The organism is Pedobacter lusitanus, from assembly GCF_040026395.1.
Classification (GTDB): Bacteria; Bacteroidota; Bacteroidia; order Sphingobacteriales; family Sphingobacteriaceae; genus Pedobacter; species Pedobacter lusitanus.
Genome location: NZ_CP157278.1, coordinates 2636496 through 2660851, shown reverse-complemented (window position 1 = coordinate 2660851; position 24356 = coordinate 2636496). Strand labels below are relative to the sequence as shown.

Sequence of the window (24356 nt, the reverse complement as noted above, 5' to 3'; positions counted from 1 at the left end):
CTTCATCACAGATAAAAAATAGATAAGCTAATGAAAACTGCATTAATTACAGGCGCAACTTCGGGTATAGGAAAATCATGTGCACATTTATTTGCACAGCAGGGATATCAGCTGGTTCTGGTAGCCAGAAGAGAAGATAAACTGAATGAAATTGCCAGACATCTGGCGGATAAATATGCAATTGAGGTTAAAACCCTGATCGCGGATGTAAGAAATAATGCTGTTTTAACAGCTGTGCTGGAAGGATTGCCACAGCAATGGAAACAGATAGATGTACTGATCAATAATGCAGGTTTAAGCCAGGGACTGGATCCGATAGATAAAGGAGACACAACTGACTGGGATACCATGATTGATACGAATGTAAAGGGACTACTTTATGTCACTAAAATTGTTTCAGGCTGGATGATCTCTGCTAAAAAAGGTCATATCATTAATATAGGCTCCATTGCCGGTAAAGAGGTTTATCCGAACGGCAATGTTTATTGTGCGACAAAACATGCAGTTGATGCCCTAAATAAAGGAATGCGTATGGACCTGCTTCCACATGGAATCAAGGTAACTGCGATTAATCCCGGAATGGTGGAAACGGAATTTTCAGTGGTCCGTTTTAAAGGAGATGAAGACAAAGCTAAAAAGGTTTACGAAGGACTGGAGCCTTTGCTTGCACAGGATATAGCAGATGCGATATGGTTTGCAGTAAGCCGCCCTGCGCATGTAAACATTAACGATATGCTGATTATGCCTGCTGCACAGGCTTCCGCAACACTGGTAAATAGAAAATAGAATAAAATTAAAAGAATATGGTATCAACAATTATAGATCAGGAAATAAAAAAAGCAATGTTAGCTAAAGATCAGGCTGCATTGAGAGGATTACGTGCAATTAAAGCTGCTTTATTGGTGGCAAGAACTGAAAAAGGGTCTGCAGAAGAAATTACTGAAGATGCAGAAATGAAAATCCTTCAGCGCCTGATTAAGCAAAGAAAAGAATCATCAGATATTTACAAACAACAAGGCAGAGAAGATCTGGCTGTGATTGAAGATGAAGAAATTGAAGTGATCAGCAAATTCATGCCACAGCAATTAAGTAAAGAAGAGGTGGAAGCACTGATCGCTAAACTGATTCAGGATACAGGTGCAAGCTCAGTGAAAGATATGGGGCGTGTGATGGGATTGGCAAATAAAGAACTGGCAGGTAAGGCAGACGGCAAATTGATAGCTGAAATTGTTAAAAATCAATTGGCATAAATTGTGTTAGAGGCTATCTGAAAATATTTTTTTTAAAATTAACAGTTTTTTTTGTTTAAAATTAAATCAGGCGACTAACTTAGTAGCGTATCTTAAAGAAGCAATGATGAACCGGACACCATTGTGGTAATTTTACTCCGGGAAACATTTACAGAAATATATAACATATACATGAAATACGAAGTAATAGAAGAGGATGGGTTTAAGTATATAGAGGCTGGAAAAGGCGAGACCCTGGTATTACTTCATGGTTTGATGGGAGAGTTGAGCAACTGGGAGCCGGTTATTGATCATTTCAAAGATAAGTACCGTATACTAGTGCCGATTTTACCTATATACGAATTACCAATTCTTACATTGGGTGTTAAAAGTTTAGCCAAGTATATTCATAAATTTATTAAGTTTAAAAAACTTGGTCAGGTAGTTCTTATCGGTAATTCATTAGGCGGACACCTTGGTCTTGTGGTTACAGCAGGACATCAGGAAAGTGTTAAGGCGTTGGTGCTGACGGGTAGTTCCGGTTTGTACGAAAATGCATTTGGAGGCACTTTCCCAAGAAGAGAAAGCTATGATTATATCCGTGAAAAAGTAGAATTTACCTTTTATGATCCTGCTATCGCTACTAAAGAAATGGTAGATGAGATTTATAAAACGGTAAATGAACGTTCAAGAGTTATTCGTATTCTGGCGCTGGCAAAATCGGCTATCCGTCATAATATGGCTAAAGAACTGAGCAAAATAACTATCCCTGTATCTTTGATCTGGGGTAAAAATGATCAGGTAACTCCACCGGATGTAGCTGAAGAATTTCATCAGCTGCTGCCTAATTCAGAGTTGAACTGGGTTGATAAATGCGGGCATGTACCGATGATGGAGCATCCTGAGATATTTAACAATTATCTGAATAAGTTTTTAGATAGAATTTTATTAAAATAGACATGTTTGCATCTGAACTCATATCTCACTCAATTCCACCGTTACAGACTACTGAAACGGTGCATGTTGCGTTGGATAGAATGGCAGAGTTCAAACTGAATCATTTACCGGTTTTAAATAATGGATCTTTTCTGGGTATTATTGCCGAAGATCATTTGTTGGAAATCAGAAATGTGGAAGAGCCGATCGGTGCGCTTTCTTTAACTATTCTGAATCCTTTTGTCTATCAGGATGTACATGTTTATGATGTCATCAGAATATTTGATCAGCTGAAACTATCTTTAGTACCTGTACTTGATTATAAAAAGAACTATCTGGGGGTTATTTCCATACATGATTTATTAAAATATACCTCAGATATCTTTGCTGTTAAAGAACCGGGCGGAATCATCGTGCTGGAGATCGGTAACCGCAATAACTCTTTATCGCATATGGCTCAGATTGTTGAAGCCGATAATGCACAAATCTTATCCTCTTACGTGCAGAACTTCCCGGATTCTACACGGTTAGAGGTCACGCTGAAAATTAATAAAACTGAATTATCTGGTATCATATCCGCTTTTGAGAGATATGATTACCAGGTTAAAGCGGTCTTTAACAGCACTACAACAGACAACGGAACGGAAGACAGATATAATTTGTTAATGAGTTATTTAAATGTTTAATTCATTCCTGTAACCATTCAATATCCTATATTTATCTAATGAAGATTGCAATTTACGGCAGAGAGTTTAATAATAGCGTTTTACCCTTTGTACAAGAAGTTTTTAATGCCCTGGAACATTATGGGATTGAAACTATTGTTCATCAGGAATACAACGATTTTATTGAAGATAAAGTCAAACTTCCTGCCAGTCTCCAGACTTTTTCCAACCATACAGAACTGCGTGATCAGGCAGCTATTCTGATCAGCCTGGGTGGGGATGGAACACTGCTGGATACCCTGGCTTTAATCAGGGACTCCGGAATTCCGGTTATCGGAATTAACTTTGGCAGACTTGGTTTTTTAGCCAGTATCAACAAAAATGAGATTAGAAATGCAATTGAGGCATTGATCAATCAGGAATATTCACTGGACAAACGGACTTTACTGAATGTTGAATCCAAGAATAACCTTTTTGGAGATGAGAATTTTGCACTGAATGATATCACTATTCACAGACGGGATAACACAGCCATGATGATTATTCATGCCTATATGAATGATGAGTTTATCAATTCATACTGGGCAGACGGTCTGATTATAGCCACACCAACAGGTTCAACGGCTTATTCATTGAGCTGCGGTGGCCCTATTATTTTTCCAAGTGCACAGAATTTTGCCATTACTCCGATTGCTCCGCATAACCTTAATGTCAGACCGGTTATTATTCCTGATGATGTTACCCTGCGATTTGAAGTGGAAGCAAGAAGTACCAAGTTTCTGGTATCCTGTGACTCCCGGACGGCCACTGTAGACAGATCTGTCAAAATAACGGTGAGTAAGGCAGCTTTTCATGTGAACCTGATTCGTTTGAATAATGAAAGTTATCTGACTACCTTGAGAAACAAATTACTCTGGGGAATTGATACCCGTAATTATTAAAATGATTTTAACCCGGCTCAAAAATGAGATTTAAAAAGATAATATTTTCTGTTGTTCTAAGCTGTATTTTTGCCGGCACTGTCAAGTCCCAGACTACAGAACTGGGCATTAATGCCGGTGCTGCAGGATATATTGGTGATATCAATCCCGTTAACCTTTTTAAGCCAAGTGGTATTGCTTTTGGTGCCTACGTGAAGCGTAATCTTGATCCTTACTGGGCAATAGGTTTGCATTATAATTACGGAAAAATCAAAGGCGATGATGCGAATTCTGATGACGCAAGCTTAAGAACCCGTAATCTTAATTTTTCAACTTCGCTGAATGAACTGAGTTTACAGGTGGATTTTAATTTCCTGGAATACTTTTCCGGAGGCGGGGTAAAGAACTTTTCTCCTTATATTTTTGCCGGAATTGGCGGGGTGGTATTCAATCCAAAAGCTAAATATAACGGGGAAACCTACGAGTTAAGGTACTATGAAACTGAGGGTAAAAAGTATAAAAACTACGCTTTCAGTATTCCTTACGGAGTGGGCATGAAGTACAGGATAGGGGAACGCCTGGGGATTTTTACCCAGCTGGGATACCGGACTGCAAAAACAGATTACCTGGATGATGTTGGAGACAGATATCCAATGGTACCAGTTTATGGAAATAACGGGACCAATCTTTCTGATCCTTCTGTTCCGCCAGATCCGGGTAATCCGGGGCGTACCAATTTTGCTCCTGGTGGTCAGCGTGGTAATTTTGTTAAGAATGACACTTACTTTTTTGTACATATAGGACTTTCCTATACGTTTACTTCCGACAAATGTTACTCTTTTTAATGTTTGTCATTCACATTTTATATCATAAAATCGGTATATCCTTCGTTTAGGCTGTAAGTTTATGATAGAAATAAACAAAATATCTTATAACTTTGATGCTTTCTAATGTGCCATTCTTCTGTATGTTAGACATTTTAGCCATATTTGCACAAATAAATGGGATTTAAAGAACAAATCGATACTAGTCGCTTACCGGAACACATCGCTATTATTATGGATGGGAATGGAAGATGGGCTAAAAATCAAGGTAAATTCAGGTCTTTCGGCCATGAAAGCGGAGTAATATCTGTAAAGGATATTGTGGAAGGATGTGCTGATATTGGTGTAAAATATCTGACAATTTATGCCTTTTCTACTGAAAACTGGAACAGACCAATTGACGAAGTCAATGCACTGATGGAATTGCTTATTGCAACCATCAACAATGAAACTGATACCCTTAATAAAAATAATATCAGGCTGAATGCCATCGGCGATATCGCTTCTTTACCTCAGCAATGTATTGATGATCTGAAGAGCGCTATGGAAAAAACGGCTGGAAATACCACCTGTACTTTAACTCTTGCATTGAGTTACAGTGCTAAATGGGAGATTCTGGAGGCTGCAAAGAAAATTGCACTGATGGTAAAAGATGGTCAGATTACGGTGGATGAAATTGATGAGGCAAAGTTTTCGTCTCAATTAACAACCGTAAATATTCCCGATCCTGAGTTAATGATCCGTACCAGCGGAGAGCACAGAGTGAGCAATTTTCTGCTTTGGCAGATGGCTTACAGTGAACTCTATTTCACCGAAACTTTATGGCCTGACTTTAGAAGAGAAGACCTTTTTGAAGCTATTGTAGACTACCAAAAGCGCGAACGTCGCTTCGGTAAAATTAGTGAACAGTTGAACTAATTTTACTTTTAACACTTTTTAACATGTGTTTAAATTAACTTAGCAACGTTTTTTAGATTGTAAATGAAAAGAATATACCAACTCATATTATTGCTATTGATCGGGTCTCCGGCAATGGCACAGATTACCCGTCCAAAGTCCAATCCCAATACCCCGAGCTTTAAAGTTGGTGGTACTGATCTGGACTATTTTCAACCTAAAGAATATATTATAGGAGGAACTACTTTAAGCGGCGCTAAGTTTATTGATAAGGAAGTTATTATCACACTTTCCAAGTTAATTAAAGGTGAAAAAATCTCACTTCCCGGTGAAGCAACTTCTAATGCAATAAAGACTTTATGGGCACAGGGGTTATTTGATGATATTGAACTTGATATCTCTAAAATGGTGCTGGATACTGTTTACTTCGACATCAAGGTGGTTGAAAGACCACGTTTAAGTTCTTTTGAACTGAATGGTCTGAGTAAATCACAAAAGACCGACATTACTGAAAAGTTGAATTCCAAGTCAGGAAAGACGATTATCAACGAAAATACGTATAACAGTACTACGGGAATCATCAATAAATATCTGGCTGAAAAAGGTTACTTCTTTACTAAAATTGACTATAAAACCAAGCCTGATCCGAACATGGAAAATGGCGTTGTACTACAGGTTTTTGTAGACAGGGGAAATAAGGTAAAAGTGCATGAAATCAATTTTACCGGTAACAAGGATTTTAAAGCTTCAACACTGCGCAAGTATCTGAAAAAAACTAAACAGCAGGCTTTCTATAAAGTATTCGGTTCGGGTAAATTCAGCAAGGAAAAATATAAGGAAGATAAAGAAAAGCTGATTGCTAAAATGCAGGAAAAGGGTTACCGTGATGCGGTAATTATCAAGGATACAACTTACCAGTACAATAAAAAATCTGTTGGTATCAAGATTGATTTATACGAAGGTCCTAAATATTATGTAGGTAATATCACCTGGGCTGGAAATGCAAAATATGCAACCAAAGATCTGGCTAAAGTATTGGGTATTGAAAAAGGAGAAGTTTTCAGTGAAGAAAAACTGAATGCGAAACTTCATGGTAACGGAGCAGAAAGTGATGACGTTTCCAGCATCTATCTGAATGATGGTTACCTGACTTTTAACGTAGAGCCGGTTCAGACAAAAATATACAATGATACGGTAGACCTTGAGGTAAGAATTTATGAAGGTCCTCAGTATACCAATAACAGAATTACTGTTAAAGGAAATACCATTACCAATGACAGGGTTGTGTTACGTGAGGTACGTACAAGACCAGGTGATAAGTTCTCTAAAGATTTACTGGTACGTACAGTTCGTGATCTTGGACAACTGGGTAACTTTGATGAGTCTAAAACTGTACCAACTCCGAAACCTAATCCTTCTGATGGTACTGTTGATATTGAATATGCGGTAGAAGAAAAACCTTCTGACCAGGTAGAATTATCAGGTGGTTTTGGTGGTGGCCGTGTAATCGGAACTATCGGATTAACCTTTAATAACTTCTCTTTAAGAAATATATTAAATCCAAAAGCTTACAAGCCACTGCCAAAAGGTGATGGTCAGAAGTTAAGTCTTCGTGGTCAGACCAATGGTCAGTACTACCAGTCTTATAGTTTCTCTTTCTCTGAGCCATGGTTAGGTGGAAAGAAACCGGTAAGTTTTGGGGTGAGTGCATTTACTTCACTTTCATCCAATGGTGTTGCTTCAGGAGAGACTGCACAGAGAATCCGTCTGAACGGGGTAACTGTTAGTTTGGGAAGAAGACTGAAATGGCCTGATAACTATTTCCAGATATCACATGCAGTCAACATGCAGCAGTATATCCTGAATAACTATCCTGGTTATTTATTCAGCACCGGAACTTCTTATAACCTTAACTTAACACAGGAGATCAGCAGAGATTCAAGAAACTCTCCGATTTTCCCGACTGAAGGTTCTTACTTTAAATTTACTATACAGGCAACTCCACCTTATTCGTTATTGAATAAAGTGAACTATGCAACAGCATCAGATAAACAACGTTATAGATTTACAGAGTACCACAAATGGAAATTTGAAGGTCAGTGGTTCCAGAGATTAGCAGGTAAACTGGTTGTTAAAGGTCAGGCACAGTTTGGTTTCCTGGGTTCATACAATCAGGCAGTTGGTCAGTCACCATTTGAAAGATTTAAACTGGGTGGTGATGGTATGCAGGGATTTGATTTCCTTCAGGGATCTGAGATTATCACAATGCGTGGTTATGCTAACAATGTGGTTACTCCGGCAACTGCAACAACAAGTCAGCAGATTCAGACAGCGCAAAATTCAGGAAGTCCTATTTTTGCTAAATATGTAATGGAATTAAGATACCCGGTTATTGCAAGTCAGCAGGCAACTGCTTATCTTGTGGGATTCGCTGAGGGTGGTAATACATGGAATAAGTTTGCAGATTTCAATCCTTTTAACGTGAGAAGATCTGCAGGTATTGGAGCAAGGATATTTTTACCGATATTTGGTATGCTTGGAATTGATTACGGATTTCCGTTTGATAACATTCCTGGTGCAAATAACGGAGGTAAACAAAACTTCACATTTAGTATTGCTCAGCAATTGGGTGGATTTAATTAATAGAGAAATGAAAAAAGTTATTTTAATCGGGTTTTTAGTTTTTGCAGGATTTGGTGCATTTGCACAGAAGTTTGCTTATGTTGATACAGAATATATTCTTAAAAATTTACCTGAATATAAGTCTTCGCAAAATCAGCTGAACGTATTATCCCAGCAATGGCAAAAAGAGGTTGATGCTAATTTTACGGCAATTGATAAGATGTATAAAGCTTATCAGGCAGATCAGGTATTACTGACTGACGATATGCGTAAACGCAGAGAGAATGACATCATTGAAAAGGAAAAAGCAGCTAAAGAATTTCAGCGTCAGAAATTCGGACCTGAAGGAGAGCTTTTCCAGACCAGAGCAAAATTGCTTAAACCAATTCAGGATAAAGTAACTGGTGTGATTGCTGATCTGGCTAAAACCAAGTTCCTTGATTTTATCTTTGATAAAAGCAGTGAAGCAACAATGATGATTTATGCGAGTAGCAATTATGACCTGAGTAATGACGTTATTATCAGATTGGGTTATAAACCAAACACCGTAAAATAGGACACACCAAAATAAATTTTAAAAACAAATATTAAGAACAATAAAAATGAGAAAGTTAATTAACGTATTTTTTGTGGCAGCCGGTCTTGTGTTTACTGCTAATGTTGCTAGTGCTCAACAAAAAATTGCACATCTGGATTCTGAAGCTATTTTTGCTACTATGCCTGAAGCAAAAACTGCATCAGCTACATTAGAAACTCTTCAAAAACAAAAACAAGCTGAGATTGAGAAAATGAGAAGTGAGTATACTGTGAAGTATGAAGCTGCAGTTGCTAAAAACAAAACTCTAAGTGAGGCTAACAAAGAAACTGTAGGTAAAGAATTACAGGCTATGGGTGTTGAATTACAGGATATGGAAAAACGTATCGGTGAAGCAAGCCAGAAAGCTCAACAAGATATCGCTACTAAACAAGGTGAATTATTAGCTCCTTTAAACGCTAAATTCCAGACTGCAGTTAAAGCTGTAGCAAGAGAAAAAGGTTTAGCTTATGTTTTTGACAGCTCTGCACAAAATGGTGCAAACAACCTGTTAGCATGGGAAGGTGGTGACGATGTTACTGCTTTGGTTAAAGCTAAATTAGGTATTTCTGCATCAGCTACTGCTGCTCCTAAAAAATAGTATTTAAAAAATATTTAAATTGCGGCATCGGGTATTTCCCCGGTGCCGCTTTTTTTTGTCATGATAAATAAGAAATCTATAGGTGTTTTTGATTCGGGTTATGGTGGTTTAACGGTTTTTGAATCGATCGCTAAACAGTTGCCGGATTATAATTATATCTATTTTGGGGATAACGCCCGCGCTCCTTATGGAGATCATTCTTTTGAGACGATTTACGAGTATACACTGGATTGTGTGGAGTGGTTATTTGCTCAGGGCTGCCCGCTGGTTATCCTGGCTTGTAATACGGCTTCTGCAAAAGCATTGCGTACTATTCAGCAAAAGGTATTGCCGGTAAAGTATCCGGGTTATAGGGTGCTTGGGGTAATCAGACCTACTGCAGAGGTGATTGGTTCTTATACGGATACGGGCACGATCGGAGTCATGGGAACGCGTGGAACGGTTAACTCAGAGTCTTATCCGATAGAGATTCATCATCAGTATCCGCAGCTGAATGTAATTCAGCAAAGCTGCCCGATGTGGGTTCCTCTGATTGAAAATAATGAGCATGTCAATGAAGGGGCTGATTATTTTGTGAAGAAGTATATTGATAAGTTACTGGCACAGTCTGCTGATATAGATGCAATCTTACTGGCTTGTACGCATTACCCGCTTTTAGTGCCTAAGATGAAAAATTACCTTCCCGAAGGGATATCACTGGTTGCTCAGGGAGATATAGTCGCAGACAGTCTGGTTAGTTATCTGAACAGACATCCTGAAATAGAAAACCAGCTGACCAAAAATGGTGAAATGAGTTTTTACACTTCGGGTGATCATGTGGTATTTGATCATAATGCTTCTATATTCTTTTCTAAAAAAGTGGTTTCAACTCAGGTTCATCTGAATTGTAATCCTTAAGGGAATAAAAAACAGGAACAGCATAGTTACAAGCTACGCCCATCTGAAGGGATGGCCAATGCTTGTGACTATGCTGTTCCTGTTTTTATTCCTCCCAGCCTGTTTAACCTTTGAGTTGAAGCAGGCTTGGTTTATATTTCTATTGCTTACAGAATCAGGTTAAGGAGCATGTTTTGATTTTGATCAGCACGCTGATTTGCCCTGAGCAGATATAGTTGCTGACTTCTATGATGATCTTCTATGATGATCTTCCTGTTCGATTATGCCTGCTTGCTTCTTCAGGATGATGTTCTTTTCAGTCTTTAGATTCACATCTGGTCTGGCAATAGATCATATCCTTGCGCAGCTACCGATTCTGCTCTTGTTTAACTATAGTTTACCTTGTCTGACTATAGTTTACATGTTGCAGACTCTATTTTGCCTGATTCAGGAAAACGACCTCTGGTATTATAAGTTATACTCTAATGTATTCAGATAGTATTCCAATGTTCTGAACCTGGTTGTAGTTGCGCCAACTATGACTTTTTCATAATCAACAACCTGAGGGAAGCTATAGGCTAACTGATCCAGGACGTAAACTGTGCTTGACGGCTTATAAGGTTTGTTATAATCTGAGCGTGTCTTGTCTGGTGCCCAGCCGGTATTAACAAATTCCAGGTGTATATTATTAGCAGGGTCCAGCATGTAAGGCTCCCAGAAAGTCATAGTATTGGGAATACTGACATTGATTGTATTTGTCTTATTCAGCAAATCAGTTCCTGCTGCCGGTCCTTCATATAAGGAGACTGCTCTAAGGACTCTGGCATAGAAATAAAGATTATAGGCATGATAGGCAAATGCGTCTCTGTTTACATAGTCTTCAGTTTTTCCACCGGCAAACAGATTTACATTGAGTTGTGTGGTATATGCTTTTTTTACATGTGTAAGAATAGTCGCATCATTTAAGATATAACCTATATCGTACAAGAGATTCAGTCTGATGGTTTCCCAGTTATTCTTTCTGCTGGTATAACCTGAGGCATTGGTTATATAGTAGTTCGCAGTCTTTTTTAACCAGGCATCGATGGTAGTTTTACTGGCGTCAGGCACATTGGCTCTGATGATAGAGTAGGCTTCGAATATTTCGATAAAGGCAGCTTCAGTCGGGGTACTGGATGAAGGGGTGTTGACCGCGGCCCAGGCCAGTAAATTTGTTTTTGCCTTGTCCAGATATTTGGATGCGGTATCACGTCCGGGTGAGACTGCCCATTGTAAAGCAAGACATTTCAGTTCTGTACCCTGTGTACCAACTGCAGTAGTATTCGTTGTTTTGGTCAGTGCTGCATAGGCGGTATTAGTAATTAGTTTTTGGATTTGCACCTGGTTTGTACCCGCTAAATCTGTGCTGATTTTGTTTAGTCCGGCCGCACTGAAGACCAGATTTTTTGAATAGGTAAGGGTATCCCCGATACCTTGTGTTTTTGCAGATTGATCTGGAATTCCATTTTCATGAGCTGCTTCTTTTTTGCAGCCGGTAGCGCATACCGCTAATCCGATAACTGCAGAGTAAATTAATTTTTTCATCGTTCTTTTATTGTTAATTTGATACTGCAAAATCGCTGCATTTTAATTAGCTGAGAGGATGAAATTCTAATTAAAGAGGGGTGAAAATCTAAATATAGATGTTCTGCCGGCAACAAATAAAGCAGGACATGGGAACTGAGTTTTATGATTTCTCCGGATTTCGATTTTTTCCGGGTAAATTGCATAATCAGTAGTATAAATAATAAGAAGAAATTATGGCAAATGAAACCGGGAAACCGGAATTTTGGGAATCAGCTTTTGGCGAGAAACGGGAGATGTGGGGTCTTGAGCCATCAAAGTCTGCTGTATTGACAAAGGATTTTTTCGTTCAGCAATCAGTAAAAAATATCCTTATACCTGGAATTGGTTACGGACGGAATGCACAGATTTTTAAAGACAGCGGAATTACGGTTACCGGGATTGAGATTTCAAAAACTGCGATTGAAATGGCAGCGAGACATTATGGAACGGATATGGTTATTCATCATGGTTCTGTAACTGATATGCCCTTTGATAAGGATCGGTATGACGGGGTATTTTGTTATGCCTTAATTCATTTACTGGACAGTGAAGAAAGGAAAAAATTAATTCTTGACTGCTACAATCATTTGTCTGAAAACGGTTATATGGTTTTTACAGCTATTTCCAAAGAAGCCCATACTTATGGACAGGGCAAATTGATCAGCAAGGATCGTTACGAAATATTTGATGGGGTAAAGATGTTCTTTTATGACAGAGAATCAATAGAATCGGAGTTTAATAAGGCCGGATTATTTGAAATTATAGAAATCAGTGAAAGTCAGCCATTCTTTCTGATTAAGTGTAAAAAAAGGAATAAGAAAGGTTAAGGTGCCAACTAACAGATGTCCGCAGAATAAAAGATAGAGACCGTCTTTAAAGGTACAATCTTTGATTACCGTCATGTATGTTTTGAAATTTACCTGATGGAATCGGGAAAAAAATAAAATATATTAATGCGAAGAGCCTAGCGTTGCGTTGCCCTTTTCGGGCATAAGTAAATGCAGCTCGGGCATAATATGTTTTATTTTTTTTTCGATCCCTTACAGTACCCCCAAAAAACATACATTTCGCTGATGAAAGAATGTATTTTTAGCTAGGTTCTGATTTTTATTAAAGGTAAATTTGCGGCTCAAACCACAAAATAATGAGTGACCAGATAAAACACGAGTGCGGAATTGCTTTTATCCGTCTTTTAAAACCTCTCTCATACTATCAGGAAAAGTACGGAACAGCCCTTTACGGCCTGAACAAACTGTATCTTTTGATGGAGAAACAACACAACAGAGGGCAGGACGGCGCAGGAATTGCAACAATCAAATTAGATGTAAAACCAGGTCACCGGTACATTAGCCGTTACAGGTCGATGGCACAGAATGCTGTTGCAGATATCTTCGGTTATGTCCAGGGGAAATTCGCAGACATTCAGCATGAGACACCAGAACTGATGCAGGATGCGGAATGGCTGAAACAAAATGTAAGTTTCATAGGCGAGGTATTGTTAGGACACCTTCGTTACGGAACACACGGTCAGAACAGTATAGAAAACTGTCACCCTTTTCTTCGTCAGAACAACTGGATGACACGTAATCTTGTGATTGCTGGTAACTTCAACATGACTAATGTTGACGAACTGCTTGAGCAGCTATACGAACTGGGACAGCATCCAAAAGAACAGGCTGATACGGTTACTGTATTGGAAAAAATCGGTCACTTCCTTGATGATGAAAATCAGGAGCTTTTTGATACCTACAAAAAAGAAGGACTATCAAATGTGGAGATTACCGCTAAAATATCTCAAAACTTAAATATCGCAAATATTCTTACCCGTTCTGCTAAAAACTGGGATGGTGGTTATGCCATATCAGGAATTGTTGGGAACGGAGATGCATTTGTTCTGCGTGATCCTTCAGGAATCCGTCCGGCATTTTTCTACCAGGATGATGAAATTGTTGTGGCTGCTTCTGAGCGTCCGGCAATCCAGACTGCATTTAATGTAGGTATTAACAGTGTTCAGGAAATTAAACCGGGACATGCACTGATCGTTAAAAAAGATGGTACTGTAACACAAGAGGTTTTCAGAGAACCTCAGGAAAAAAGAGCATGTTCATTTGAACGTATTTATTTCTCCCGTGGTAGTGATGCAGATATCTATAAAGAAAGAAAACAACTGGGAAGATTACTGATTGACCAGATTTTGAAATCAGTTAATTCAGATCTGAAAAATACGGTTTTCTCTTTTATCCCGAATACAGCTGAAATCTCATTCTACGGTTTGGTAGAAGGATTACATAAACATATTAAAAAGATCCAGAAGGAGACGCTTATCGGGCGTAAAGAAACACTGACGGATACTGAACTGGATGAGTTATTATCTCTTGCACCACGTGTAGAGAAACTGGCTATTAAAGACGTTAAACTTCGTACATTCATTACCGCTGATGCTGACCGTAAAGAAATGGTTGCTCACGTTTATGATACTACGTATGGCGTGATCAAGAATCAGACAGATACTTTGGTGGCTGTGGATGACTCTATTGTAAGGGGAACTACACTGAAGCAAAGTATCATCAAGATTATTGACAGGTTACATCCTAAGAAAATCATTATTGTTTCTTCTGCTCCCCAGATCCGTTATCCGGACTGTTACGGAATTGACATGTCTAAATTAGGTCAGTTCGTAGCTTTTGAAGCAGCCATACAGTTGCTAAAAGAACGCGGATTAGCACATATTATTGAAGAAGTATATCAGAAATGTAAAGCTTCTCTGGCATTGCCTAAGGAAGAAATTGTAAATCATGTGAAAGATATTTACAGACCTTTCAAACAGGAAGAGATTTCTGCACAGATTACAAAAATCATTACACCTAAAGATACGGTTGCAGAGGTTGAAGTAATTTATCAGACACTGGATAATTTACATATCGCTTGTCCTAATCATACTGGTGACTGGTATTTCTCAGGTAACTACCCAACTCCAGGTGGAAACAAAGTTGTGAACAAAGCTTTTGTAAACTGGAAAGAAGGAAATAACCAGAGAGCATACTAACCGAGGTCAAAATATAGAAAAGCCGGTGCTGTTTGAGTACCGGCTTTTTTGTGGGGTTATTTCTCAGGACGTTCTTTTAAAACAGTTTCTAGGAGTCGATTTTAAAAGAGGAAAAACGTTTACTTTTGGTGAAAATGAAGAACCATTAGGCGGAGGAATTATAGATGAAGCTCTAATATAACTTTTATTGGGTTTTTAATTTGAGATGATGAACAAAGAAGAATTAAAGCAGAAGTTGGTTGAACTTAATATTAAATCAGAGTTTTATTCATTGGATGGTGAATCTTTGCCAGACCGGATAGTTATGAGTCAAAATTATGACAAATGGGATGTGTTTTATTTTGATGAAAGAGGGAATCGGGACGGTGAGAAAATTTTCTCTTCTGAAAGCGTTGCCTGTAACTATGTCTATGATCTTTTGATGAGACAGAAGGAGATTGAAAAGAAATATAACTAGCAAGCCCAGGCTTATTACTGAGGAGAAACTGAATAATTCATATTTAATAATTATACAAAAGCCGGTGCTATTTGAGTACCGGCTTTTGTATGGGGTAATAGTTTAATTGCTTTAGCGTTAGAGTAGTAATTATTTTAATTAAAATTTACCAATGAAACTAAAATATCTTTTACTTACAATTTGCTGTCTGTTGTTATTAACAGCAGTCAAAGCACAGGATGTGGCGAAGCCAGCCAGGACAATCCTTCAGGAAGCTTATCAGCAGGCCGCAAAAGAAAAAAAGAATGTATTTGTGATTTTCCATGCCTCGTGGTGTGGCTGGTGTCATAAGATGGACACAGCAATGAATGATTCAAGCTGTAAAAAGTTATTTAATGATAACTATGTGATCCGCCATCTTACAGTAATGGAACAAGACAAAAATAAAAGTCTTGAAAATGCAGGAGCTAAAGAACTACTGATCAAATATGGCGGAGATAAGTCGGGTATCCCTTTCTGGTTAGTACTTGATAAGGACGGTAAACTGTTAGCCGACTCTCAGATCAGACCTGATGGCGCATCTTTAGAGACAAAAGGATCGAATATTGGGTATCCGGGATCAGATGATGAAGTGGCTGCATTTCAGAGGGTCTTAAAAAAGACTTCTACACTAAGTGATGTGCAGTTGAATCTAATAGGAAAGCGTTTTCAGGAATTAAAAGGGAAATAAAAATTTATAACCCTTAAAAAAATAGTCCATAAAAAAGCCGGTACTGAAACAGCACCGGCTTTTTTATGGAATGATATTTCTCTCCCGGAGATTAGGTAATGATTATCGTTGGATCCCATTGGAAATAACCGTAAATCTGCTGTTTCTCTCCAGTCGAATCCAATTCATACAAGGCAAACTGAATCACATAAAGTTCACTTCCTTGTTCTCGTACTGTAGAATTATAAGAATAGAAGCTTACTCTTGTTGGAATGGCAGGAAGGCCATTGGGGATCTTTTCGTTAGGAACTACAGCACCAGATCTGATTACTTTATCGTAATTGAAGGTGTTGAATAAGTCAGGTTGATCTGAACCATAAGGTTTAATACCGTAGACAATTACAGCATCATCTGAGTTGTTATATGCTGACACACCTCTGAAGCAGACTCTGTCGTTAGGTGCAGCACTAAATGTAATATCTGCGGTCCCCTGTCCTCTGGTACCATTAGCACCTGTAGCTATTACATATTCTGACAAATGATCGATGGGAAATGGATTACTCTGTCTGTCGTTACGGGCATAATGTGATTTTACATAATCGGTATCGATGACAACAAGAACGTCAATAATGGTGGCAGATGATTTTAATTTTGACATGGTAAATGTTTTATGAATTGTTACCTACTCTGTATGGTTTTCGGCTTTCCCATTCATCTGCTATGATGCTTTCAGATGACGATGTAAAGGAAAAAAGAACAGGGAAAATAACAAAGAGTGCAAATACCGTCTTTTAAGATTAAGTATATTTACGTTTAAGATTATATTTTTCTTGAAAATACGCTTTGAAGAAGGCTCAGAGCCTGTGGGAATAGGGTGAAATCACCCTGTAATACTAACTGTAATATTTGATGGCTACTTCGATAAACAATCTGATCGCGAAAATGATGATGACACCACCGGCTATCCTGTTCAGGATTTTGATGTTTTTCTCCTTGATGCGGTATCTTAATTTGGCAGCATAATAGGTTTTGATAAAATCTACAAAGAGCTGTGTACACATCGCAACTACAAAGAATACTATTTTCTCAGCCATTTCGTAATGCAGCTGACCTGATACAATTCCACCTACCATAATCCAGAACATGAGTGTGGTTGGGGAGAGCAGACACATTAAGAATCCTTTGATAATATATCCGCGTTTGCGAACCTTGACAATTTCTGAGGTATCGTAATTGACCGTTACCTTATTAATCAGGTAATACAAACCAACACCTAAAAGAAAAAGACCTCCGATAATCCCGATGTACTGATTATAATCTGCATTATAATCCACAAACTGGGAACTGAAGATCGTTAGACTGATAAATATAATGTCACTTAGAATAACGCCGATAGCCAGAGAAAAACCAGCTTTAAAGCCCTTTTCAATACTGGTTTTAATCATGGAAAAGAAGACAGGGCCCGTTAAAAACGAAAACAAAATACCCGCACCAATCCCCTGTAATATTGCTTCAATCATTCAACTCACATATATTTGGCGCTAATATCTGATTTTAATTATAATACCCGCCTATTTTTTTTGCTTCATTTATTGTGTACACTATACACAATATTTTAATTATGTTTATGCCTTGTATTGTCGACACTAAGTATTGATAATATTGAAGACTATAATTACATGCAACAATCCTAAACACAGGAAAGTTTCAGACAACCAAAAAAAACTTGTATAATCAATGGAAAACCAAAAACAAAAAAACTATGGAACGGCGTTGTATTCCATCATCACCGTGTTCTTTTTCTGGGGCTTTGTGGCCGCATCGAATGGTATTTTTATACCTTTCTGTAAGTCGCATTTTAACCTCACACAATTTGAATCTCAACTGATTGACTTCACGTTCTATGGCGGGTATTTTATTGGTTCATTAATTCTATATTTTGCTTCTCAGGCAAGTAAAGTCGATATTCTTAATAAGATAGGCTACAAAAAGGGAATTATCCTGGGACTGATTATTTCTGCTGGTGGTGCTTTACTGATGGTGCCGGCAGTTCATTCGGGATCATTCCTGTTTATTTTAGTAGCATTTTTTGTTATTGCAATAGGCTTCTCTTTACAGCAGACTGCTGCGCAGCCATTTGTGGTAGCCCTGGGTGCTCCTGAGAGCGGCACACACCGCTTAAACCTTGCTGGTGGAGTAAATAACTTTGGTGGTTTAATGGGACCGGTTATTGTAAGTCTTGTCCTTTTTGGCTCTGCGAGTGATGCAGTAGCTAAAACGGTTGAAATCTCATCAATTACTACTTTATACTATGCTTTATCGGGATTGTTCTTATTGGTGGCCGGTTTTTATGCCATCACTAAATTACCGGAAGTAACCAGTAAAGAAACTATGGAAGCGAGTCCAAAATCTAACGGGCCTCTTTTAATAATCATTCTTGGATTCTTAATGGTACTTGCTGCAAAACCTTTAGCTGGTTTAACCAGTCTGCCGGAAGCAAATTTTGTATATTCTTCTCTGGCCATTATTGTAGGGGCATTGATTTTTGTACTGCTTAAAAAGAAAGAGAACGGAAATCAATGGGGTGCAATGCAGTATCCTCAGCTGATTATGGGTATGATCGCGATTTTTACCTATGTAGGGGTTGAGGTAACTATTCAGAGTAACCTGGGTGCTTTACTTCATTTGAAGGAATTTGGCGGTTTTCCGGAATCTGCTATTAAACCTTATATCGCTTTATATTGGGGAAGTATGATGATTGGCCGCTGGACAGGTGCTGTCAGTGCTTTCAATCTGTCAAAAATGGCTAAAAACATATTAACTGTTATTGTTCCTTTTGTTGCTTTCGGAGTAATCCTTTTAGTGAATCACTTTACAGGTACAGATGTTGGTAATTTATATATCTATGGTGTTTGTGTCGCGATACTGATTGTTGGATTTTTCCTTGGTCAGGAGAAGCCAGCCAAAACACTGGCTATTTTTGCCACTTTAGGTGTACTTTGTATGCTGGTTGGTTTGATGACGACAGGTGAGGTAGCTACGTTTGCATTTATCAGTGGTGGTCTGTGCTGCTCAATTATGTGGCCTTCTATTTTCGCATTATCTATTACCGGATTGGGAAAATATACAAGCCAGGGGTCATCATTCCTGATTATGATGATTTTAGGTGGTGCTATTCTGCCACCGGTACAGGGACAATTAGCGGATACACATGGTATCCATCATTCTTATATTATCCCGCTGTTTGGATTTGTTTATCTGATATTCTTTGCATGGAAAGTGAGTTCGGTATTGAAGAGACAGGGAATCGACGTAGAACATATCGAAGCAGAAGGAGGCCATTAATTTTATGACAGTTAAACCTGGTTTTAATGATATTTATATGAATCTGGCAGTAGATCTTGCTGCCAGATCTCATTGTGTAAGGGCACAGGTAGGTGCAGTGCTGACAAAGGATACCCGGATCATTTCGATCGGATACAACGGGCCACCGTCCGGTACCCATAATTGTGACGAAGAATGGCCTGATCACGGTTGTGAAAAAGACTCCAGAGGCAGCTGCTCGCTGGCACTTCATGCTGAAGAAAATGCAATCCTTTATGCGTCCAGAAACGGATCTAAAATTGAAGGGGCTACGTTATATACTACGCTTTCTCCGTGTATTGCATGTGCGCGTTTAATCTTGTCGTCAGGGATAAAAATTGTTTACTTTAAAGATTCATATGCAGCTTATAAAGGGCTGCCAAGTGATGAGGGTGTGGATTTCTTAAAAAGATTCGGTGTTGAAGTGAATAAATACTAACTTTGGCCATGCTAGAAAAAATCATCATTATCGATTTTGGATCTCAATTCACACAATTGATAGCCCGCAGGGTGCGTGAGCTAAATGTTTATTGCGAAATACATCCATTTAATAACATTCCGGAAACCTTATCAGATGTTAAAGGTATTATCTTTTCAGGTAGCCCGTATTCTGTGCGTCAGGAAGATGCACCTCAAATAGATTTAACACGTTTTCATCAGAAATTTCCGGTGCTGGCTGTTTGTTATGGTGCACAATATCTTGCGCAGCATTCAGGTGGTGAAGTTCAGGCTTCTTCAACCCGTGAATATGGCAGAGCGAATCTGAATTTTGTTCAGTCGGATAATAAATTATTAAAAAATATAGGTTTAAATTCTCAGGTTTGGATGTCACATGGTGATACGATCACTGTTGTTCCTGAAACTTTTGAGATCATAGCAAGTACTGATAGTGTAAAAGTTGCCGGTTTCCATGTGAAAAATTCGGATACTTACGCAATTCAGTTCCACCCTGAAGTAACACACAGTACTGACGGAAAACAATTACTGGAAAACTTCCTGGTAGATATTTGTGGTTGCAGTCAGAACTGGACACCAGATGCTTTTGTTGAAACTACGATTGCAGAACTGAAAGCAAAACTGGGTGACGATAAAGTTGTTCTGGGGCTTTCCGGCGGTGTGGATTCGAGTGTTGCAGCGATCTTACTGCATAAAGCTATCGGTACTAATCTTCACTGTATTTTTGTAGATAACGGCTTACTGCGTAAAGATGAGTATGAAGCTGTTCTGGAGCAATACAAACATTTAGGTTTAAATATTAAAGGTGTTGATGCCAAGGATCGTTTCTTAAGCCAGCTTGCTGGTATTAAAGATCCTGAACTGAAACGTAAAGCTATAGGCCGTGTATTCATCGAAGTATTTGATGATGCAGCGCATGAAGTACAGGATGTAAAATGGCTGGCACAGGGTACTATTTACCCTGATGTAATTGAATCAGTTTCTGTAAAAGGCCCTTCGGCAACAATCAAGTCTCACCATAATGTGGGCGGATTACCGGATTTCATGAAACTTAAAGTAGTGGAACCTCTGAATACTTTATTTAAGGATGAAGTGAGAAGAGTAGGTAAGTCATTAGGTCTGGAAGACTTTATCTTAGGCCGTCACCCTTTCCCGGGACCAGGTTTAGCGATTCGTATTCTGGGTGATGTCACTGCAGAAAAAGTAGCGATCCTTCAGGAAGCTGATGCGATCTATATTAATAATCTTAAAGAAGCTGGTTTATACGACAAAGTATGGCAGGCAGGAGCAATATTCCTTCCGGTGCAATCTGTTGGTGTAATGGGAGATGAGCGTACTTACGAAAATGTAATCTGTCTGCGTGCTGTTGAGTCCGTTGATGGAATGACTGCTGACTGGTGTCATTTACCTTATCCGGTTCTTGCGAAAATTTCTAATGAAATAATCAATAAAGTAAAAGGCATTAATAGGGTTGTATATGATATTAGTTCAAAACCACCTGCAACGATTGAGTGGGAATAGATTCTGGTGTCTGATATTTATTTGTTTTTGTCTGGCAGCCTGTTCGCCAAAGACAAGAACAAATAAGTCACCTAAAAAAGAAACAGGAAAAAAAGAAGACAAAAAAGATTTGGCATCAGAGAAGAAATTCACTGAAGCCAATATCTCTTTGCTGATTCCGCTTAACCTGAATAGTGCAAAAATTAAGTCTGGCAGTAAAGCTGAACTTGAAAAATCTGCTATGGCCATTGATTTTTATCAGGGCTTTAAAATGGGAGTCGATTCTGCGGCTGCAACGGGTATGAACTTTAAAGTTAAAGTGCTGGATACCCGTGATAATAATGTTCAGATTACTTCTTTAATCAAATCAGGACAGATTACCGGTACCAATTTAATTATCGGTCCTGTATTTCCTGATGGTGTTAAGTTTATTACCAATTATTCTATAGCGAATAACGTTCCGATAGTATCGCCGCTGGCTGCTACACATCCCAATGAATTTAATAATCCCAATCTGATTTCTGTTGTCAATAATATTGACCTGCATGCGGATAAAATCGGGGACTATATCAGAAGGGAGTATGATCCGGGAAAAACTATTGTCGTTTTAATTGATCCTAAAAAGACTGGTGATGAAGTATTGGGTAATCCTTTACGTGATTACTTCCAGAAGGGCAGGGGAACACGTTATACTTTTCAGGAGTATAGTTCTGTATTTACCCTGGAAACTAAAATGATTCCGGGCAAACAATATGCAGTAATGATCTCTTCTTCGGACAGAGCTTTTGTTGTAGGAAGTCTGGACAAGCTTGCCAAAATGAAAAGTGCTGGTAATGCGATTGAACTATTTGGCCATCCTAATTGGGTTAAACAGAATTACAATACTGAAAAGCTGCAATTATTACGTACCAAAATTACTTCTTCGTATTGGGTAGATTATAAAAGCAGGGCGGTAATCAATTTCGTGAGAAAGTATCGTCAGCTTAATAAATTCGAACCTGGTGAATATTCTTTTAAAGGTTTCGATATCGGCTTTTTCTTTGGTCAGCTTTTCGCTGAACATGGGGCCGGTTATCTTAAACATCTGACCACAGAAAGGTATGATGGCCTGGGGAATTCTTTCCGTTTTGTAAAAGATGAGAAATTGGGCTATATTAATAATAGCTTATTCCTTTTGGAATATAAAAACTACACTTTAGATCCAATTGAGTAAGTTGTATCTGCCGAAAATCAACAGACACTAAATGAAATTAGAATATCAGATACGTTCCTTTGAGGATGTCTTTAAGCAATATGATGGGGTTTTACCTTTGCACAGATTTCTGTTTACTTATTTCAAACAGCACAAGCAAATGGGCTCTTCAGACAGACGCTGGGCAACCAGGTATCTGTATAGCTATTTCCGTTTAGGCCAGGCGTTAAAAAAGGAAAAACAATTATTGCGTCTTGCTATTGCAGATTTCCTGTGTAATCAAACTGAAAGTCTGGTTATCAATGAATATCTGCCGCAGTTTAAAGAGCAGATGCTTTTACCTGTACAGGCAAAATTAAAACTGATTGAGGATGCTTTTCCTAAATTTAAGCTGACTGATGTTTTTTCTTTTGGTGCTGAGTTGTCGGAAGGGATAGATCTGACGGAGTTTCTCCAGTCTTTTTTTATTCAGCCTGATTTATTCCTGCGGATTAAACCTGCACATCACCAAAAGATCTTTGATCTGCTGGTTGCAGCTGAAGTTGCGGTCAGGGAAATCAGTGATCAAACGCTGGCCCTGCCTAACGGAACAAAGCTGGAAAAACTATTACCTGAGGACCAGTATTATCAGGTGCAGGATTTATCTTCTCAGAAAACAGGCGAATTCTTCGCTCCAAAGACTTATGATTACTGGTGGGACTGTTGTGCTGCCTCTGGCGGAAAGTCTCTTCTGCTTCATGATATGGAGCCTAAAATCGAATTACTGGTTAGTGATGTAAGAGAGAATAGTTTGCATAATCTGGATGAGCGTTTTCAGGCTGCCGGCATTAAGAAATATCATAAAAAAGTTCTTGATCTGTTACAGAATAATGAACAGGACTTACATGATTATGAGTTTGACGGGATTATTCTGGATGCACCATGTACCGGATCCGGAACCTGGGGCAGAACCCCGGAAATGCTGGTTCACTTTGATGCGCACAGAATAGATTATTTTTCTAAACTGCAGAAAGGTATTGCCGAGCGTGTGGTGAAATATCTTAAACCTGGTAAACCTCTGATTTATATTACCTGTTCTGTATTCAAAAAGGAAAATGAAGATGTCATCGCTCATCTTACCGGAAATTTGCCACTAACTCTGGAAAGTATGCAGAGTATTACGGGGTACAGTGATAAAGCTGATACGATGTTTGTCGCAAGGCTGATTAAAAAAGATTAGGTTTTTTTTACTAAAGTTATAAAGGGCCATCTGTTAAAGACGGCCCTTTTTTAATAGTCTGATTTTTATAAATACGGACTATAAGCCTGTATTACTTCTGAACAGTTTAATAGCGATAGCCAGTAAGATTACTCCAAATGCCTTTCTCAGTACGTTTAATCCGGACTTTCCGAAAAGCTTCTCTAAACGCTCAGTATTTTTAAGCACGATATAAACGAACATCATATTAATCAGAATTCCTACGATAATATTCTGGGTTGCATATTCAGTTTTTAATGAAAGCAGGGTCGTCATGGTTCCGGCACCGGCGATAAGTGGGAAAGCCAATGGTACAATAGAAACTGTCTCGGGTGCATCTTCATGAAAGAGGGTCAGTCCGAGAACCATTTCCATGGCAATACAAAAAATTACCAGGGAACCTGCAATAGCAAAAGATGCGACGTCAAGGCCGATAACTTTTAACAGGGTTTCTCCGACAAAAAGGAAAATAATCATCAGACAGGTTGCCACAAGGGTTGCTTTTTCTGATTCGATATGACCTGCTTTACTTCGCAATTGAATAACCACGGGAATAGCACCTAATATATCAATGATAGCGAACAAAACCATTGAGGTGGAGAGTATTTGACTTAGATTGAATTCCATGGTATATTTTTGTGTAAATGTAAAATGAATATAACAAAAAA

The 24356-nt window shown here is 38.6% G+C and carries 24 protein-coding genes; 20 read left to right on the top strand and 4 right to left on the bottom strand.

Translation table 11 applies throughout. The features are described 5' to 3' along the window. Positions 1 to 30: 30 nt before the first annotated feature. The 11 genes from PL_RS11230 (at position 31) to murI (ending at position 10165) form a co-directional block, all read left to right on the top strand. The gene (locus PL_RS11230) at positions 31 to 786 is read left to right on the top strand and encodes an SDR family NAD(P)-dependent oxidoreductase (RefSeq protein ID WP_041882746.1); all 756 of its coding nucleotides are present in this window, start codon (positions 31 to 33) and stop codon (positions 784 to 786) included. Positions 787 to 803: 17 nt separating this feature from the next. Then, entirely contained in the window at positions 804 to 1250 is a 447-nt protein-coding gene (locus PL_RS11225; RefSeq protein WP_041882748.1) for a GatB/YqeY domain-containing protein, read from the top strand. 171 nt (positions 1251 to 1421) lie between these two features. Beyond that, complete coding sequence (locus tag PL_RS11220) at positions 1422 to 2186, top strand: alpha/beta fold hydrolase (protein ID WP_041882749.1); 765 nt, start codon at positions 1422 to 1424, stop codon at positions 2184 to 2186. Positions 2187 to 2188: 2 nt separating this feature from the next. Further along, complete coding sequence (locus PL_RS11215; RefSeq protein ID WP_041882750.1) at positions 2189 to 2851, top strand: CBS domain-containing protein; 663 nt, start codon at positions 2189 to 2191, stop codon at positions 2849 to 2851. A gap of 38 nt (positions 2852 to 2889) precedes the next feature. Further along, positions 2890 to 3771, top strand: a complete 882-nt coding sequence (locus tag PL_RS11210) for an NAD kinase (RefSeq protein WP_041882751.1) — start codon at positions 2890 to 2892, stop codon at positions 3769 to 3771. A 23-nt stretch (positions 3772 to 3794) separates the two neighbouring features. Further along, positions 3795 to 4595, top strand: coding sequence for a DUF6089 family protein (locus PL_RS11205; RefSeq protein ID WP_041882752.1), 801 nt, complete (start codon positions 3795 to 3797; stop codon positions 4593 to 4595). Between the two features lie 156 nt (positions 4596 to 4751). Further along, positions 4752 to 5492 carry an isoprenyl transferase gene (locus PL_RS11200; RefSeq protein ID WP_041882753.1) on the top strand — a complete coding sequence of 247 codons (741 nt, stop codon included), beginning with the start codon at positions 4752 to 4754 and terminating at the stop codon, positions 5490 to 5492. A gap of 63 nt (positions 5493 to 5555) precedes the next feature. Then, positions 5556 to 8114: an outer membrane protein assembly factor BamA gene (gene bamA, locus PL_RS11195; RefSeq protein ID WP_041882756.1), complete on the top strand. Its 2559-nt coding sequence runs from the start codon at positions 5556 to 5558 to the stop codon at positions 8112 to 8114. Positions 8115 to 8121: 7 nt separating this feature from the next. Then, positions 8122 to 8649, top strand: a complete 528-nt coding sequence (locus PL_RS11190) for an OmpH family outer membrane protein (protein WP_041882776.1) — start codon at positions 8122 to 8124, stop codon at positions 8647 to 8649. A 46-nt stretch (positions 8650 to 8695) separates the two neighbouring features. Further along, the gene (locus tag PL_RS11185) at positions 8696 to 9268 is read left to right on the top strand and encodes an OmpH family outer membrane protein (RefSeq protein WP_041882757.1); all 573 of its coding nucleotides are present in this window, start codon (positions 8696 to 8698) and stop codon (positions 9266 to 9268) included. A 60-nt stretch (positions 9269 to 9328) separates the two neighbouring features. After that, on the top strand, positions 9329 to 10165 hold the full coding sequence (gene murI, locus PL_RS11180) for a glutamate racemase (protein WP_041882758.1): 837 nt from the start codon (positions 9329 to 9331) through the stop codon (positions 10163 to 10165). Between the two features lie 447 nt (positions 10166 to 10612). On the opposite strand, the gene PL_RS11175 is transcribed toward murI, so the two are convergent. Further along, on the bottom strand, positions 10613 to 11728 hold the full coding sequence (locus tag PL_RS11175; protein ID WP_052496336.1) for an alginate lyase family protein: 1116 nt from the start codon (positions 11726 to 11728) through the stop codon (positions 10613 to 10615). A gap of 215 nt (positions 11729 to 11943) precedes the next feature. Here PL_RS11175 and PL_RS11170 point away from each other — a divergent pair, with 215 nt between their 5' ends. From PL_RS11170 to PL_RS11155, 4 genes are all read left to right on the top strand, one after another. After that, a complete protein-coding gene (locus tag PL_RS11170; RefSeq protein WP_041882759.1) occupies positions 11944 to 12576 on the top strand; it encodes a class I SAM-dependent methyltransferase in 633 nt (210 codons plus the stop codon). Between the two features lie 317 nt (positions 12577 to 12893). After that, on the top strand, positions 12894 to 14795 hold the full coding sequence (locus PL_RS11165; RefSeq protein ID WP_041882760.1) for a class II glutamine amidotransferase: 1902 nt from the start codon (positions 12894 to 12896) through the stop codon (positions 14793 to 14795). A gap of 205 nt (positions 14796 to 15000) precedes the next feature. Beyond that, a complete protein-coding gene (locus tag PL_RS11160; protein ID WP_348621699.1) occupies positions 15001 to 15252 on the top strand; it encodes a hypothetical protein in 252 nt (83 codons plus the stop codon). Positions 15253 to 15403: 151 nt separating this feature from the next. Then, entirely contained in the window at positions 15404 to 15961 is a 558-nt protein-coding gene (locus PL_RS11155) for a thioredoxin family protein (protein WP_052496337.1), read from the top strand. Between the two features lie 91 nt (positions 15962 to 16052). On the opposite strand, the gene PL_RS11150 is transcribed toward PL_RS11155, so the two are convergent. Together PL_RS11150 and PL_RS11145 are read right to left on the bottom strand one after the other, a co-directional pair. Continuing rightward, positions 16053 to 16598: an inclusion body family protein gene (locus PL_RS11150; RefSeq protein ID WP_041882762.1), complete on the bottom strand. Its 546-nt coding sequence runs from the start codon at positions 16596 to 16598 to the stop codon at positions 16053 to 16055. Positions 16599 to 16833: 235 nt separating this feature from the next. Next, positions 16834 to 17460 carry a LysE family translocator gene (locus PL_RS11145; RefSeq protein WP_041882763.1) on the bottom strand — a complete coding sequence of 209 codons (627 nt, stop codon included), beginning with the start codon at positions 17458 to 17460 and terminating at the stop codon, positions 16834 to 16836. Between the two features lie 217 nt (positions 17461 to 17677). Between PL_RS11145 and PL_RS11140 the strand changes: the two genes are divergently transcribed. Genes PL_RS11140 through PL_RS11120 form a run of 5 tightly spaced genes read left to right on the top strand, consistent with a single transcriptional unit; the run spans position 17678 to position 23670 of the window. After that, complete coding sequence (locus PL_RS11140) at positions 17678 to 19285, top strand: MFS transporter (protein WP_041882764.1); 1608 nt, start codon at positions 17678 to 17680, stop codon at positions 19283 to 19285. 4 nt (positions 19286 to 19289) lie between these two features. Continuing rightward, entirely contained in the window at positions 19290 to 19742 is a 453-nt protein-coding gene (locus tag PL_RS11135; RefSeq protein WP_052496338.1) for a deoxycytidylate deaminase, read from the top strand. A gap of 8 nt (positions 19743 to 19750) precedes the next feature. Further along, on the top strand, positions 19751 to 21280 hold the full coding sequence (guaA, locus tag PL_RS11130; RefSeq protein ID WP_041882765.1) for a glutamine-hydrolyzing GMP synthase: 1530 nt from the start codon (positions 19751 to 19753) through the stop codon (positions 21278 to 21280). Next, positions 21237 to 22472, top strand: a complete 1236-nt coding sequence (locus tag PL_RS11125) for a hypothetical protein (RefSeq protein WP_052496339.1) — start codon at positions 21237 to 21239, stop codon at positions 22470 to 22472. Before guaA ends, PL_RS11125 begins: the two co-directional genes overlap by 44 nt. A 31-nt stretch (positions 22473 to 22503) precedes the next feature. Then, positions 22504 to 23670 carry an RNA methyltransferase gene (locus PL_RS11120; protein ID WP_041882768.1) on the top strand — a complete coding sequence of 389 codons (1167 nt, stop codon included), beginning with the start codon at positions 22504 to 22506 and terminating at the stop codon, positions 23668 to 23670. A 78-nt stretch (positions 23671 to 23748) separates the two neighbouring features. Here the strand turns inward: PL_RS11120 and PL_RS11115 are convergent, their stop codons facing one another. Then, positions 23749 to 24315 carry a MarC family protein gene (locus tag PL_RS11115; protein WP_041882769.1) on the bottom strand — a complete coding sequence of 189 codons (567 nt, stop codon included), beginning with the start codon at positions 24313 to 24315 and terminating at the stop codon, positions 23749 to 23751. Positions 24316 to 24356 lie beyond the last annotated feature (41 nt).

Excerpts from the sequence above, each read along its gene's own strand:
- murI (WP_041882758.1), top strand. The coding sequence starts at position 9,329 with ATGATAAATAAGAAATCTATAGGTGTTTTTGATTCGGGTTATGGTGGT.
- PL_RS11135 (WP_052496338.1), top strand. The coding sequence starts at position 19,290 with ATGACAGTTAAACCTGGTTTTAATGATATTTATATGAATCTGGCAGTA.
- PL_RS11150 (WP_041882762.1), bottom strand. The coding sequence starts at position 16,598 with ATGTCAAAATTAAAATCATCTGCCACCATTATTGACGTTCTTGTTGTC.
- bamA (WP_041882756.1), top strand. The coding sequence starts at position 5,556 with ATGAAAAGAATATACCAACTCATATTATTGCTATTGATCGGGTCTCCG.
- PL_RS11215 (WP_041882750.1), top strand. The coding sequence starts at position 2,189 with ATGTTTGCATCTGAACTCATATCTCACTCAATTCCACCGTTACAGACT.
- PL_RS11145 (WP_041882763.1), bottom strand. The coding sequence starts at position 17,460 with ATGATTGAAGCAATATTACAGGGGATTGGTGCGGGTATTTTGTTTTCG.
- PL_RS11160 (WP_348621699.1), top strand. The coding sequence starts at position 15,001 with ATGATGAACAAAGAAGAATTAAAGCAGAAGTTGGTTGAACTTAATATT.
- PL_RS11225 (WP_041882748.1), top strand. The coding sequence starts at position 804 with ATGGTATCAACAATTATAGATCAGGAAATAAAAAAAGCAATGTTAGCT.
- PL_RS11140 (WP_041882764.1), top strand. The coding sequence starts at position 17,678 with ATGGAAAACCAAAAACAAAAAAACTATGGAACGGCGTTGTATTCCATC.
- PL_RS11155 (WP_052496337.1), top strand. The coding sequence starts at position 15,404 with ATGAAACTAAAATATCTTTTACTTACAATTTGCTGTCTGTTGTTATTA.
- PL_RS11190 (WP_041882776.1), top strand. The coding sequence starts at position 8,122 with ATGAAAAAAGTTATTTTAATCGGGTTTTTAGTTTTTGCAGGATTTGGT.
- guaA (WP_041882765.1), top strand. The coding sequence starts at position 19,751 with ATGCTAGAAAAAATCATCATTATCGATTTTGGATCTCAATTCACACAA.
- PL_RS11165 (WP_041882760.1), top strand. The coding sequence starts at position 12,894 with ATGAGTGACCAGATAAAACACGAGTGCGGAATTGCTTTTATCCGTCTT.
- PL_RS11120 (WP_041882768.1), top strand. The coding sequence starts at position 22,504 with ATGAAATTAGAATATCAGATACGTTCCTTTGAGGATGTCTTTAAGCAA.
- PL_RS11125 (WP_052496339.1), top strand. The coding sequence starts at position 21,237 with ATGATATTAGTTCAAAACCACCTGCAACGATTGAGTGGGAATAGATTC.
- PL_RS11185 (WP_041882757.1), top strand. The coding sequence starts at position 8,696 with ATGAGAAAGTTAATTAACGTATTTTTTGTGGCAGCCGGTCTTGTGTTT.
- PL_RS11200 (WP_041882753.1), top strand. The coding sequence starts at position 4,752 with ATGGGATTTAAAGAACAAATCGATACTAGTCGCTTACCGGAACACATC.
- PL_RS11210 (WP_041882751.1), top strand. The coding sequence starts at position 2,890 with ATGAAGATTGCAATTTACGGCAGAGAGTTTAATAATAGCGTTTTACCC.
- PL_RS11175 (WP_052496336.1), bottom strand. The coding sequence starts at position 11,728 with ATGAAAAAATTAATTTACTCTGCAGTTATCGGATTAGCGGTATGCGCT.
- PL_RS11205 (WP_041882752.1), top strand. The coding sequence starts at position 3,795 with ATGAGATTTAAAAAGATAATATTTTCTGTTGTTCTAAGCTGTATTTTT.
- PL_RS11220 (WP_041882749.1), top strand. The coding sequence starts at position 1,422 with ATGAAATACGAAGTAATAGAAGAGGATGGGTTTAAGTATATAGAGGCT.
- PL_RS11170 (WP_041882759.1), top strand. The coding sequence starts at position 11,944 with ATGGCAAATGAAACCGGGAAACCGGAATTTTGGGAATCAGCTTTTGGC.
- PL_RS11115 (WP_041882769.1), bottom strand. The coding sequence starts at position 24,315 with ATGGAATTCAATCTAAGTCAAATACTCTCCACCTCAATGGTTTTGTTC.
- PL_RS11230 (WP_041882746.1), top strand. The coding sequence starts at position 31 with ATGAAAACTGCATTAATTACAGGCGCAACTTCGGGTATAGGAAAATCA.